Origin of the sequence: Variovorax sp. YR216, from assembly GCF_900107745.1 — a bacterium.
Lineage (GTDB): Bacteria > Pseudomonadota > Gammaproteobacteria > Burkholderiales > Burkholderiaceae_C > Variovorax.
Map to the genome: position 1 here is coordinate 37,725 of NZ_FNRO01000019.1, position 12,810 is coordinate 50,534.

The 12,810-nt window shown below is 64.1% G+C and carries 12 protein-coding genes; 6 read left to right on the forward strand and 6 right to left on the reverse strand.

Annotation, left to right across the window (positions count from 1 at the left end):
- Positions 1 to 72 precede the first annotated feature (72 nt).
- The 4 genes from yidC to rpmH form a co-directional block, all read right to left on the reverse strand.
- Positions 73 to 1,830 carry a membrane protein insertase YidC gene (yidC, locus tag BLW05_RS29885; RefSeq protein WP_093167525.1) on the reverse strand — a complete coding sequence of 586 codons (1,758 nt, stop codon included), beginning with the start codon at positions 1,828 to 1,830 and terminating at the stop codon, positions 73 to 75.
- The gene (gene yidD, locus BLW05_RS29890) at positions 1,827 to 2,114 is read right to left on the reverse strand and encodes a membrane protein insertion efficiency factor YidD (protein WP_093167527.1); all 288 of its coding nucleotides are present in this window, start codon (positions 2,112 to 2,114) and stop codon (positions 1,827 to 1,829) included. The genes yidC and yidD overlap by 4 nt, the downstream gene beginning before the upstream one ends.
- Positions 2,111 to 2,497, reverse strand: a complete 387-nt coding sequence (locus BLW05_RS29895; RefSeq protein ID WP_093167529.1) for a ribonuclease P protein component — start codon at positions 2,495 to 2,497, stop codon at positions 2,111 to 2,113. Before BLW05_RS29895 ends, yidD begins: the two co-directional genes overlap by 4 nt.
- A 73-nt stretch (positions 2,498 to 2,570) precedes the next feature.
- Positions 2,571 to 2,705: a 50S ribosomal protein L34 gene (rpmH, locus tag BLW05_RS29900; protein WP_088958522.1), complete on the reverse strand. Its 135-nt coding sequence runs from the start codon at positions 2,703 to 2,705 to the stop codon at positions 2,571 to 2,573.
- Between the two features lie 316 nt (positions 2,706 to 3,021).
- Here rpmH and dnaA point away from each other — a divergent pair, with 316 nt between their 5' ends.
- From dnaA to BLW05_RS29925, 5 genes are all read left to right on the forward strand, one after another.
- Positions 3,022 to 4,401: a chromosomal replication initiator protein DnaA gene (gene dnaA, locus BLW05_RS29905; protein ID WP_093167531.1), complete on the forward strand. Its 1,380-nt coding sequence runs from the start codon at positions 3,022 to 3,024 to the stop codon at positions 4,399 to 4,401.
- A gap of 268 nt (positions 4,402 to 4,669) precedes the next feature.
- Positions 4,670 to 5,776 carry a DNA polymerase III subunit beta gene (gene dnaN, locus BLW05_RS29910; protein ID WP_093167533.1) on the forward strand — a complete coding sequence of 369 codons (1,107 nt, stop codon included), beginning with the start codon at positions 4,670 to 4,672 and terminating at the stop codon, positions 5,774 to 5,776.
- 137 nt (positions 5,777 to 5,913) lie between these two features.
- Positions 5,914 to 8,535, forward strand: a complete 2,622-nt coding sequence (gene gyrB / locus BLW05_RS29915; protein WP_177142861.1) for a DNA topoisomerase (ATP-hydrolyzing) subunit B — start codon at positions 5,914 to 5,916, stop codon at positions 8,533 to 8,535.
- A 142-nt stretch (positions 8,536 to 8,677) separates the two neighbouring features.
- On the forward strand, positions 8,678 to 9,178 hold the full coding sequence (locus tag BLW05_RS29920) for a hypothetical protein (RefSeq protein ID WP_093167536.1): 501 nt from the start codon (positions 8,678 to 8,680) through the stop codon (positions 9,176 to 9,178).
- Positions 9,179 to 9,355: 177 nt separating this feature from the next.
- Positions 9,356 to 10,540 (forward strand): metallophosphoesterase, encoded by a 1,185-nt coding sequence (locus BLW05_RS29925; protein ID WP_093167538.1) that lies wholly within the window; start codon positions 9,356 to 9,358, stop codon positions 10,538 to 10,540.
- A gap of 295 nt (positions 10,541 to 10,835) precedes the next feature.
- Here BLW05_RS29925 and BLW05_RS29930 read toward each other — a convergent pair whose 3' ends face one another.
- A complete protein-coding gene (locus BLW05_RS29930) occupies positions 10,836 to 11,324 on the reverse strand; it encodes a polyhydroxyalkanoate granule-associated phasin (protein ID WP_093167540.1) in 489 nt (162 codons plus the stop codon).
- Positions 11,325 to 11,515: 191 nt separating this feature from the next.
- Between BLW05_RS29930 and BLW05_RS29935 the strand changes: the two genes are divergently transcribed.
- A complete protein-coding gene (locus BLW05_RS29935; protein WP_256330556.1) occupies positions 11,516 to 12,079 on the forward strand; it encodes an acyloxyacyl hydrolase in 564 nt (187 codons plus the stop codon).
- Here the strand turns inward: BLW05_RS29935 and BLW05_RS29940 are convergent.
- Positions 12,021 to 12,764: a DUF4130 domain-containing protein gene (locus tag BLW05_RS29940; protein ID WP_093167544.1), complete on the reverse strand. Its 744-nt coding sequence runs from the start codon at positions 12,762 to 12,764 to the stop codon at positions 12,021 to 12,023. The two genes, BLW05_RS29935 and BLW05_RS29940, sit on opposite strands and share 59 nt — an antisense overlap.
- Between the last annotated feature and the right edge of the window lie 46 nt (positions 12,765 to 12,810).

A 12,810-nucleotide genomic window follows, 5' to 3' on the forward strand; every position in this document is an offset into this window, starting at 1 on the left:
GGCAATTCTTCCAGCAAGTCCAGCAAGAAGGGCCGCTTGCGCGGCCCTTTTCTGAATGAAGTGCGTTGACTCTTACTTTGACGGCTTGTTGCCGAGCACGCCGAGGCGTTTGTTGATGAACCACTGCTGCGCGATCGACAGCACGTTGTTCGTGATCCAGTACAGCACCAGACCAGCCGGGAAGAAGATGAACATCACGCTGAACGCGAGCGGCATGATCCACATCAGCTTGGCCTGCATCGGGTCCGGCGGCGTCGGGTTGAGCCAGGTCTGGAACAGCGAGGTCGCGGTCATCACGGCCGGCAGGATGAACCACGGATCGGGCGCCGAAAGGTCCTTGATCCACAGAATCCACGGCGCATGGCGCATTTCGACCGACGACAGCAGCACCCAGTACAGGGCGATGAACACCGGAATCTGGATCAGGATCGGGAAGCAGCCGCCCATCGGGTTGACCTTTTCCTCACGGTAGATGCGCATCATCTCCTGCTGCATCTCCTGCGGCTTGTCCTTCAGCCGCTCGCGCATTTCCATGATCCGCGGATTGATGGCCTTCATCTTGGCCATGCTGGCGTACGCCTTGGCGTTGAGCCAGTAGAACGCCGCCTTCAGCAGCACCACCAGCGCGACGATGGACCAGCCCCAGTTGCCGAGGATGCCGTGCAACTGGTTGAGCAGCCAGTACAGCGGCTTGGAGATGATCGCGAAGATCCCGTAGTCCTTGACCAGTTCGAGGCCGGTCGCGAGCGATTCGAGCTTCTTTTCTTCCTCGGGACCGGCGAACAGGTTGGATTCGATCAGTTGCGTGGCGCCCGGTGCGAGCTTGGGCACGTCGAGCACCATGGCGACCGAGAACAGGTTGTTGCCGAGATCCGCGACACGGAACTCGCGCTTGAGCGCGTCGCTGCCCGGCACGTTGAGCAGCCACGCCGAAACGAAGTAGTGCTGCACCATCGCGACCCAGCCGTTGGTGGCGGGCGCGGGGAGCTCGACCTTGTTCTTCGTGATGTCCGTGAAGTTGATCTTCTGGAACTTCTTCTGCTCCGTGAAGATGGCCGGGCCGGTGAAGGTGTTGGTGCCGAACATCGTGCTCGAGGCAACCGTGCCGTGGCGAATGAACTGCAGGTAGAGCTGCGCGTCCACCGGCTGGTTGCTCACGTTGACGATCTCGTGCTTGACGTGGATGGAGTAGTCGCCACGCTGGAACACGTAGGTCTTGACGTACTTCAGGCCGCCGACGGGTTGCGATTCGAACGCGACCTCGAGCGTCTTCTGGCCTTCAGTCAACTGGCGCGGGCCGCTGCGCGGCGTCATCAGCGTCAAGTGGTTCGGAAAGCGCTCGCCGGTCTGGACCTGATTGAGCAGGCCCGTCTGCGCCACGTAGCGCGTGGCCGGCGAGCCGTTCTCCATGAGCGTGACCGGGTGCGATTCGTTCTCGGCGACCGGCAGGCCCACGAGGCGGCGAGCCCATTCGACGAGACCGTGGTTGTTGGTCTGGTCGACGAAATTGAGCAGCTGCAGCTCCGAAAGCGTGCCGCCTTCGCCGTCGATGGTCGCCTTGAAGACGTCGGTGGTGACCGTCACGCGTTCACCGATCGCTGGCGCCGCGGCTTGTTGCGGCACCGCGGCATTGGCCGAGGAACCCGCAGCCGGCACACCGCTGGTCGATGCAGCCGGCGCTGCGGGCGCGCTGGCCGGCTCGGTCGCGGCGGTCTTCGCCGACGGGAGGAAGGTCGGCCGGTGACCGGTGTAGACCTGCCATTGGTCCCACAGCAGCACCAGCGAGAAGCCAAAGATCACCCACAGAATGGTGCGGCGTATATCGTTCATGAAGAAGACTTCTTGTCGTCGGAAGTGAGGAAGGCGAACAGCCCCGGCCGCGATGCGGGGTGCTGTGCCTTGGGGGGAACCGGATCGTGGCCGCCCTGGCACCAGGGTTGGCAACGGCAGATCCGGCGCAGTGTGAGATAGCTGCCAGCCAGCGCGCCGTGCTGTTCGAGCGCGCTGATGGCGTAGACGGAACAGGTCGGCTCGAAGCGGCAGGCCTGCCCGAGCCAGGGACTCAGCAGCAGACGATAGGCCTTGACGAGACCGATGAGGAGGCGCTGCATCATGCGCGCGCCGCAGCGGCCCGCTCCAGCAGGAGCTGGAGTTCGGCCCGCACCGCGGCCTTGAGCTTGTCGGATACCGCGCTCACGAATTGCTTGCGATCGAAACCGGCGCGCAGGCGCACCACGTGTGCCGCAGGCGGCAACGAGGCTTCGGACGCGGCGGTCACGTTGTAGATCTGCCGTTTGATCGCATTGCGGGTGACCGCGCGGCGCGCCCAGCGCTTGGGCACCATGGCGCCCACCCAGACATCCTGCGCAGAAAACAGCGAAGCCGCGCCGGACGGAGCGTCAAGCGGGCAACGGTGCAGTGCGAAGTGGGCAGTGCGCGCCACGGTGGCACCTGCGAGTACGGCCTGGAACTGCGCGCGGGTCTTGAGCCGCTGCATGGAAGCGAACCGCAGGGCGCCGTCGTTTCGCGGGGGCGCAGGCGGTACGACTGGCAACGGCGCCGGGGTGCCGTTAGACGGACAGGCGCTTGCGGCCCTTGGCGCGGCGCGCGTTGATGACGGCGCGACCACCACGGGTCTTCATGCGGACCAGAAAACCGTGGGTACGGGCGCGGCGGGTCTTGGATGCTTGATAAGTGCGTTTCATGATGATTTTCCTGGTGTGGCCGGGATCGGTCCCGGCAGGTTCGGTGCGCCTCTTCCAGTCTTCCAAGACTCGAAGGAACGGCTCCCGACCCGAGATACCCCCGAAACACACAAAGAGGTTTTCAGGGAAACCCGCGATTATCGCAAACATTCGGGAAGCCGACAATCCCGATCGACGTTTCTTCGCCTTTCCATCACCGCCCGAACGGTGTGGATAAGTCTTTGACAAGTTAGAATCCAAGGCGCATCGCGGGTGCGACTATCCACAACACGAACACGAAAGATGGCTGAGGGACAAACCACTTTTCAAAGCACCCATGCCGAGTGACGGCATCGGTGACAGCCTCTGGCAGGCCTGCGTCGACCAGCTCGCGCAGGAGCTGTCCGAACAGCAATTCAACACCTGGATCAAACCGCTGACCGCCAAGGTCGCGGACGACTTTTCGCGGGTCACCGTTTTCGTCGCGAACCGCTTCAAGCTCGACTGGATCCGTGCGCAGTATGCGGGCAAGATCGCGTCGATGGCCGAGAAGATCTACGGCCAGCCCATCGTCATTGAGTTAGCGCTTGCTCCTCGGGAAATCGTTTCCCGGCCGACATCCTTGGCGGTTGTCTCCGACGTCGAGGTGCCGCGTGACCTGCCGAGCCCCGGTGAGGACCCGGCGAGCTCGGCTTTCAAGAACCGCCTGAATTCCGGACTGACTTTCGAGAATCTCGTCGAAGGTACCGCGAACCGAATGGCACGCGCCGCAGCCATGCATGTGGCAACCACGCCGGGCCACCTGTACAACCCTCTGTTCATCTATGGTGGCGTCGGTCTCGGCAAGACCCACTTGATGCACGCTGTGGGTAACAGGCTGCTGGCCGATCGTCCGGACGCAAAAGTTCTCTACATCCACGCCGAGCAATTTGTGTCGGATGTGGTCAAAGCGTACCAGCGCAAGACCTTCGACGAATTCAAGGAGCGCTACCACTCGCTCGACCTGCTGCTGATCGACGACGTCCAGTTCTTCGCGAACAAGGACCGCACGCAGGAAGAGTTCTTCAACGCCTTCGAGGCCCTGCTCGCGAAGAAGTCGCACATCGTCATGACGAGCGACACCTATCCGAAGGGGCTGGCGGACATCCACGAGCGTCTCGTGTCACGCTTCGATTCGGGCCTGACGGTCGCGATCGAGCCGCCCGAACTCGAGATGCGCGTGGCCATCCTGATCAACAAGGCGCGCGCCGAAAGCGCCGAGATGCCGGAGGAGGTCGCGTTCTTCGTGGCGAAGAACGTGCGTTCCAACGTGCGCGAACTCGAAGGGGCGCTGCGCAAGATCCTCGCGTACTCGCGCTTCAACCAGAAGGAAATCTCCATCGCGCTCGCGCGCGAGGCGCTGCGCGACCTGCTGTCGATCCAGAACCGCCAGATCTCGGTGGAGAACATCCAGAAGACGGTGGCCGACTACTACAAGATCAAGGTCGCCGACATGTATTCGAAGAAGCGGCCGGCCTCGATCGCGCGGCCACGCCAGATCGCGATGTACCTCGCCAAGGAACTGACGCAGAAGAGCCTGCCGGAAATCGGCGAACTCTTCGGAGGCCGCGACCACACGACGGTGCTGCATGCGGTGCGCAAGATTTCCGGCGAGCGCCAGCAACTGACCGAGTTGAACCAGCAGCTGCACGTGCTGGAGCAGACGCTCAAGGGATGATCGATGGGCGCCCGCGCACAATCCGTCGACGCTGTCAAAGCACAACTCTGGGGAAAGTCTCGGCACAAATGACGGGTTGTCCACAGAGCCACCGCGCGAACGGATGTTGTTCGTCTCGCCGCGACAGCACCGAAGCACGGCTGCACACACCTGTTGCGCGACGCCAAGTCCTTGTCGCAGAAGCGGAAAATCGCGCTGTCCACAGTGCGGGGCGTCCCTTATCTACTACTACCAATTTGAATTAAAGAAATAAAGGAAGAGGTAAGACATGATCGTTTTGAAGGCAACGCAAGACAAAGTCCTGGCGGCACTGCAATCGGTGTCCGGCATCGTGGAGCGGCGGCACACGCTGCCGATCCTCGCCAACGTGCTGATCCGCAAGACGGGCGGTCAGCTTCAGCTCACGACCAGCGACCTGGAAATCCAGATCCGCACGCAGGCGGAGCTCGGCGGGGACGAAGGCAATTTCACGACGACCGTGGGCGCGCGCAAGTTGATCGACATCCTTCGCACCATGCCGTCGGACCAGACGGTGAGCCTCGAATCGAACGCCAGCAAGCTCGTGCTGAAGGGCGGCAAGAGCCGCTTCACGCTGCAGTCGCTGCCGGCCGAGGATTTCCCGCTGGTGCAGGAATCCGCCAATTTCGGCCCGGTCTTCAGCGTGCCGCAGAAGACGCTCAAGGATCTTCTGGGCCAGGTGTCGTTTGCGATGGCGGTGCATGACATCCGCTACTACCTCAACGGCATCCTGTTCGTTGCCGAAGGCAAGCAGTTGAGCCTCGTGGCGACCGACGGCCATCGACTGGCCTTTGCATCGGCCACGCTCGACGTCGAGGTGCCGCGCCAGGAAGTGATCCTGCCGCGCAAGACGGTGCTCGAGATGCAACGCCTGCTCTCCGACGCCGAAGGCGCGATCGAGATGCAATTCGCGAACAACCAGGCGAAGTTCGCCTTCGGCGGCATGGAGTTCGTCACCAAGCTGGTCGAGGGCAAGTTCCCGGACTACAACCGAGTGATCCCCAAGAACCACAAGAACTCCGTCACGCTGGGTCGCGCACCGCTCTTGGCCAGCCTGCAGCGCACCGCGATCCTGACGAGCGAGAAGTTCAAGGGCGTGCGCCTGAACATCGAGCCGGGCACGCTGCGCATCGCCTCGAACAATGCCGAGCAGGAAGAGGCGCAGGACGAGCTCGACATCGACTACGGCGGTGACACGATCGAGATCGGCTTCAACGTGACCTATCTCATCGACGCCCTGTCCAACATGAGCCAGGACATGGTGAAGCTGGACCTGCAGGATTCGAACAGCTCCGTGCTGATGACGATCCCGGAGAACGCGTCGTTCAAGTACGTCGTGATGCCGATGAGGATTTAGCACACCCCCAGGCTTCGCGCACTTCGTGTCGCGCGCGCCTTCCCCCTTGCAGGGGGCGATACCAGCGGCCCGGCAAAGCCGGTTCCGCGGTATCTCCCGAATTTTTCGGTGCCCGTGCACCGACTTGAAAGAGTCTGATGAGCGAAGAAAACAAGCCGGACGTGCCGCACACCGAGCCGGTTTACACCCCTGAAATCGACAGCGCGATTCCGATCGAGGTGACTCCGGACAGCGACACCTCCTACGGCGAGGGCTCCATCACGATCCTCGAGGGCCTCGAAGCCGTGCGCAAGCGGCCGGGTATGTACATCGGCGACACCTCCGACGGCACCGGCCTGCACCACCTGGTGTTCGAGGTGGTCGACAACTCGATCGACGAAGCGCTTGCGGGCTATTGCGACGACATCGTCGTCACGATCCATACCGACAACTCGATCTCGGTCACCGACAACGGCCGCGGCATTCCGACCGGGATCAAGATGGACGACAAGCACGAGCCGAAGCGCTCGGCGGCCGAAATCGCGCTGACCGAGCTGCACGCGGGCGGCAAGTTCAACCAGAACAGCTACAAGGTCTCGGGTGGCCTGCACGGCGTGGGCGTGAGCTGCGTGAACGCGCTCTCCAAGATGCTGCGCCTCACGGTGCGCCGCGAAGGCAAGGTCCACACGCTCGAATTCAGCAAGGGCTTCGTCCAGAACCGCCTCCTCGAGACGGTGAACGGCGTCGAGGTTTCGCCGATGAAGGTCACCGGCGAAACCGAGAAGCGCGGCACCGAGGTGCACTTCCTGCCGGACACGGAAATCTTCAAGGAAAACTCGGACTTCCACTACGAGATCCTGAGCAAGCGGCTGCGCGAGCTGAGCTTCCTGAACAACGGCGTGCGCATCCGCCTGGTCGACGAGCGCACCGGCAAGGAAGACGACTTCTCGGGCGCCGGTGGCGTCAAGGGCTTCGTCGAGTTCATCAACAAGGGCAAGACAATCCTGCATCCCAACGTGTTCTACGCGGCGGGCGAGAAGCCGGCCGATACCTACGGCGGCATTCCCGGCACGCACATCGGCGTCGAGGTCGCGATGCAGTGGAACAGCGGCTACAACGAGCAGGTTCTCTGCTTCACCAACAACATCCCGCAACGTGACGGCGGCACCCACCTCACTGGTTTGCGCGCGGCGATGACGCGGGTCATCAACAAGTACATCGAAGAGAACGAGCTGGCCAAGAAAGCCAAGGTCGAAGTGACCGGCGACGACATGCGCGAAGGCCTGTGCTGCGTGCTGAGCGTCAAGGTGCCTGAGCCGAAGTTCTCGAGCCAGACCAAGGACAAGCTGGTGTCGAGCGAAGTGCGCGCGCCGGTCGAGGACATCGTCGGGCGCCTGCTGACCGACTACCTCCAGGAACGCCCGAACGACGCGAAGATCATCTGCGGCAAGATCGTCGAGGCGGCCCGCGCCCGCGAAGCCGCGCGCAAGGCCCGCGAGATGACGCGCCGCAAGGGCGTGCTCGACGGCATGGGCCTGCCGGGCAAGCTGGCCGACTGCCAGGAGAAGGACCCGGCTCTGTGCGAGATCTACCTGGTGGAGGGTGACTCCGCAGGCGGCTCGGCCAAGCAGGGCCGCGACCGGAAGTTCCAGGCGATCCTCCCGCTGCGCGGCAAGATCCTGAACGTCGAGAAGGCACGCTACGAGAAGCTGCTGACCAGCAACGAAATCCTGACCATGATCACCGCACTGGGCACCGGCATCGGCCGCGCAGGTGCAACCACGGCCGCTGGCGGGGCGGACGACTTCAACGTCGCCAAGCTGCGCTACCACCGCATCATCATCATGACCGACGCGGACGTGGACGGCGCGCACATCCGCACGCTGCTCCTGACGTTCTTCTACCGGCAGATGCCGGAACTGGTCGAACGCGGCCACATCTACATCGCCCAGCCGCCGCTCTACAAGGTGAAGGTCGGCAAGGAAGAGCAGTACCTCAAGGACGGCCCCGCGCTCGACACCTTCCTCCTCAAGGTCGCACTGAAGGATGCAAGCGTCCTGACCGGCGGCAGCAACCCGACCACACTCGCCGGCGACGCGCTGGCCGACCTGGCTCGCAAGCACCAGCTCGCCGAAGCGGTGATCGCGAGGCTCGGCGTCTTCCTCGACACCGCCGCGCTGCGTGCGATTGCCGACGGCGTGGCGCTCGACCTCGACACCACGGCCTCTGCCGAAGCCTCGGCTGTCGCGCTGCAGAACAAGCTGCGCGAGCTCAACACCACCGGCGCACCCGCCGACGTGTCGAGCGAATTCGACGCACGCACCGACAAGCCGCTGCTGCGTGTCAGCCGCCGCCATCACGGCAACATCAAGAGCAGCGTGCTCACGCAGGATTTCGTGCACGGGGCCGACTACGCCGCGCTGGCTGAAGCCGCCAAGACCTTCCACAACCTGCTCGGCGAGGGTGCCATCGTTCGCCGCGGCGAAGGCGAAAAGGCCAAGGAAGAGAAGGTCAGCGACTTCCGCGAAGCCATGCGCTGGCTGATCGGCCAGGCCGAGAACGCGACCTCGCGCCAGCGCTACAAGGGCCTGGGCGAGATGAACCCCGAGCAGTTGTGGGAAACCACCATGGATCCGACCGTGCGGCGCCTGCTGCGCGTCCAGATCGACGACGCGATCGAAGCCGACCGCGTGTTCACCATGCTGATGGGCGACGAGGTCGAGCCACGGCGCGACTTCATCGAGCAGAACGCGCTGCGGGCGGCGAACATCGACGTTTGATCGGCCGCGAGCGATCGATCATCGATCGCTCGCCGCTGTCCGGGGCAGGAACTGCGCGTAAACGCTATTCCTAGCCCGACTCTTGCTAAGCAAAATCTCCGGCGGATTTCACGCCATTCGAGTCGAGCAAGAGGACAGCAAAATGAACCCCAACCGGTCTTGGCGGCCCCTGTGGGCCGCGGTGGTGATGCTGGGCGCATTCACTTCGGCACAAGCCCTGACCAATCCCCCGATCCGGATGGCGCAGGGCATCGAGTACATGTGCGGGGGCAGGACCAGCGAAGAAGCGGCGTTCATGCAGACCGTCTCGCCGCGATGGGCGGCCACGCTGGAGTTCGGCATCAACCGTGCCGGCCGGAATGTTCGCTTTCCGTCCGACGTGCACATCACCGTGCGTGAGCGCTACAACGGACGCGAGGTGATGCAGGCCGATACCGGATCGCCCTACATGCTCGCGCGGCTCGATCCCGGTGCGTACGAAATCGAGGCGACGATGGGCGGTGTCACGCTGACGCAGCCGCTGGTCGTCTTCAACGGCGTTGCCGCCAAGGCCGTGTTCATGTGGCCGTCGAACGTGGATTTCGCCTCGGCGATGGGCGGGCAGCGTCCTGAACACCAGGCGGCCGTCAGCACGGGCGACTGAGCCTACCCCGGCGCAAGATCCGCCGGCCAACCCTCGCGAGGATCTCGCCAGAACCATCATCAGGTTCGCGCAAGCAACCTGCCTTGAAATTGCGTCGGACAAGGTGGCACGCACCTTGAATGTGGAGCGGATCGCTCGCATTTGGTGTGTCCGGATTTTTCCGTCCCGCCAGAACCGATGCCGCTTCGACCACTCATCCTCCTGACCACGCTCCTGCATGTCTACATCGGCCTGCGGTTGCTGCCCGCGCTCGCCGGGAACTGGACAGGTTGGGCGGTGCTGCTGGTGATCGCGCTGGTCATTTCGGCCGCGACCATGCCCCTGCCGTTCGCGAGCAGGCGTTCGGGCGCTCGTCGCCTCGGCGACGGCTGGAAGTGGATCGGGCTGCTGAGCATGGGCTGGTTCTCGTCCATGTTCGTGCTCACGCTCGCGCGCGACGCGGGCTTGCTGATCACCTGGGCGGTGGCATCGGTCTCAGGATGGAGCATCGACTGGCCGCGCTGGCTGTCGAAAAGCGCCGGCGCGGTGCCAGTGCTCGCGACGGCGGTTACCGCGATCGGCTTTCTCAACGCGCGGCGCACCGCCAACGTGGTGCATGTGGACGTACCGATCCGGGACCTGCCCGCCGCGCTGGACGGATTCACCATTGCGCAGCTGAGCGACATCCACGTGGGCCCGACGATCCGGCGCGGCTACATCCAGCGCATCGTCGATGCAGTCAACCGACTCGGCGCCGACATGGTCGCCATCACGGGAGACCTCGTCGACGGCACCGTACCGGAGCTTCGCGATCACATCGCGCCGCTGCAGGGCCTGCGCGCGAAACACGGCACCTTCGTGGTGACCGGCAACCATGAGTACTATGCCGGCGCCCACGCCTGGATCGATGAACTGCGCCGGCTCGGCCTGCGCGTGCTGCTCAACGAACATGTGGTGCTGCAGACGCGCAGCGTGAAGGGCGCACAGACCGACGAGGAAGTGCTCGAGAGCGCACTCGTCGTCGCCGGCGTCACCGACTACACGGCCGTGCATTTCGATGCCGCGCATGCGAGCGATCCGCAGCTCGCGCTCCACGGTGCGCCGCCGATGGTGCACACGCGGGTGCTGCTCGCGCACCAGCCGCGCAGCGCACCGGCGGCGGCGGAAGCCGGCTATCAGCTCCAGCTGTCCGGCCACACGCACGGCGGGCAGTTCTTTCCATGGAATCTCTTCGTGCCGCTCCAGCAGCCTTTCACTGCCGGACTGCACAAGCTGCGGGAGATGTGGGTCTACACGAGCCGCGGTACCGGCTACTGGGGTCCGCCCAAGCGCATTGGCGCGCCGTCGGAAATCACCTTGCTGCGCCTTGTGCTGGAAAGCTGATCGGGGATCAGGCCGGCTTGATGTTGCGCGCCGATCCCAGCAGCGTGGCGCACCCCTGTTCATCCACCGCAAGGACTTCCGCCGCGCAGATGGTGAGGTAAATGCATCGGCCAGTGGCAGTTCGATCTCGACCTCACCAGCCAAAAGCCGGGTGAATAGCAGCCCGAGCGTGCGGGCCATGGGCATCGCCTGTGCATGCACCGTCACGCCGGTGCGTTGGGCAAGCTCTGAGATCCGCATGCGCAAAGGCGAGCAAGCCTCGCCCTGCACGAAGCTTTGCGGACGCAACTTTTTTTCAGTTCTCGGCGGGTGCCGCGAGGCGGCGCTCATTGGCCGTCGCCTTCGCGTGGATCGGCTTGAGGCCGCGCTGCACGATGCGCGCGCCGGCGCTGCTCAACTGGCTCACGGCTTCGGCAGTGCGCACGACCGAGGTGCCGAGCGCTTCGGCATGCGTCACGGCCTGCGCCTGCGAGGTGCTGGTGGCGAGCGAGAACAGCGCGACCCCGCCGCTCAGCCAGTGCCTAACCGCGCGATTGAAGACCGCGAACTGCGTGGTGTGCAGCTGGTTCACCATCGCCGCGCCAGCCTCGCTCGCTGCCGCGAGCTTCTCGTGCCCCATGAGCTGCAATTCGGCGACATCCGAGTCGCTGGGCGCGAGGCCCGCCCGGGCGATACGTTCGGTCCTCATCCGGATGACGGAACCGGACGAAAGGAGCATTTCGTTGGCCGTGGCCGCGACGTCGGCCCATAGCAGCAGGGGATTGAAATAGCGGGCGGAAGACATGCAGGGGACTCTCGGTACAGGGGACTCGAGAGGGAACTATAGGCCTTTCGCACGGTTTTTGCTGCAGTGCAGCACGAATAGTGGCCGCATCCTATCTTGGGTTGTGGCGCCACTTTCAGCAGACTTTCCGCATATCCCCTTACGATTGCCGCAGATTGCAAACTCAACGCAGGGTTCCAAGAATGAAGAACATGACTTCCTGCGCCAAAGCCATCCTGTGTGCGGGGGGCGTGTTGCTTTCGGTGGCGGCCCAGGCTGCGCCGGACGACAAGGCGATGGGCATTTACGTCGAGGCAGGGACGACGCCGCAGAGCGGCCGGTCGACCGACTCGCTGACAGTCGGATTGACACGGCCGTTCGGACCCAATCACCTGCTGTGGGGCGGTGACGTGAGCTTCTACTGGGATGTTTTCCTGAGTGGCTGGCGCGCACCGAAGCCCAACGGCAACGGCAACGACAACTACGCCCAGATCGGCGCCATCGCCAACGTCCGCTACCGCTTCGGCGAAGGCAGTTCGCCGTGGTTCGTCGACGCCGGCATCGGCGGCACGGTGATGGACCATCTTTATCGCACCGAGGACCGCGAGTTCAGCACCGCCTTCCAGTTCACCGAACATATCGGCGGCGGTCTCAGCTTCGGTGCGCAGCGCGAGCACGAGGTGTCGGTGCGCATCCAGCATTTCTCCAACGGCCGCATCAAGGAACCGAATCCGGGCGAAAACTTCGTCCGGGTTCGCTATCTTTACCGCTACTGAGTGGGCTCGGCGCCTGATCGGCGCGGAAGACCCGGTGATAGCAATCGAGCCACGCGGCCTCCGCCGCGTCGCGGCCCATCCCGCTCTCGCCGCGCACGCCCGGTCCGAATTCGAGTGAATCGCCCCATCCGCGGACGCAGCCCTCCGGCGTGAGCACGGCCCACCGCGCGTGGGGCATCCGGCGCATGAAGAAGGGCGCAACCGCCTCGACGATGTAGTGGTCCGGCGCAAACCACGCGATCTGCAGCGGTTCGCCGTCCGTGGTGTGGCGAATGGTCCTGAAGCGCACCTGCGACCTCATCTTCTGGATGTCGCGCCGTACCGAACGCGCCATGTGCAGCGCACGCAGCCGGTCGTCGTCGTGCGGGTCGCGATGCAGGCCGGGTTCGTGCACCAGTCTCCACAGCAGCCGGTACAACAGCGCGAAGCGCGCGGGATCGTGGTGCAGGATCACCATGTTGCAGAGGGACAGAAACGAGCGCGGCAACACCAGATTGACGCCGCTTGGCGGCTTTTCTTCAAGCCGCCCTTGAATGCCACGCGCCTCGGTGCGCAATTCCTGTGTCACGCGTGCGTCCCACTGGGCCTCCTCGGGCGGGACGAGCCCCGCGAGCAAGGCGCGGGCTTCGCGCCGGAATCCCGGGAGGTCGGTCTGACTCGCGAGCGTGACGGAGTGCTGCGCCATTCCGTCAACTTAGGGCGCGCCCGCCGACGCCTATGTAGGCATTCAC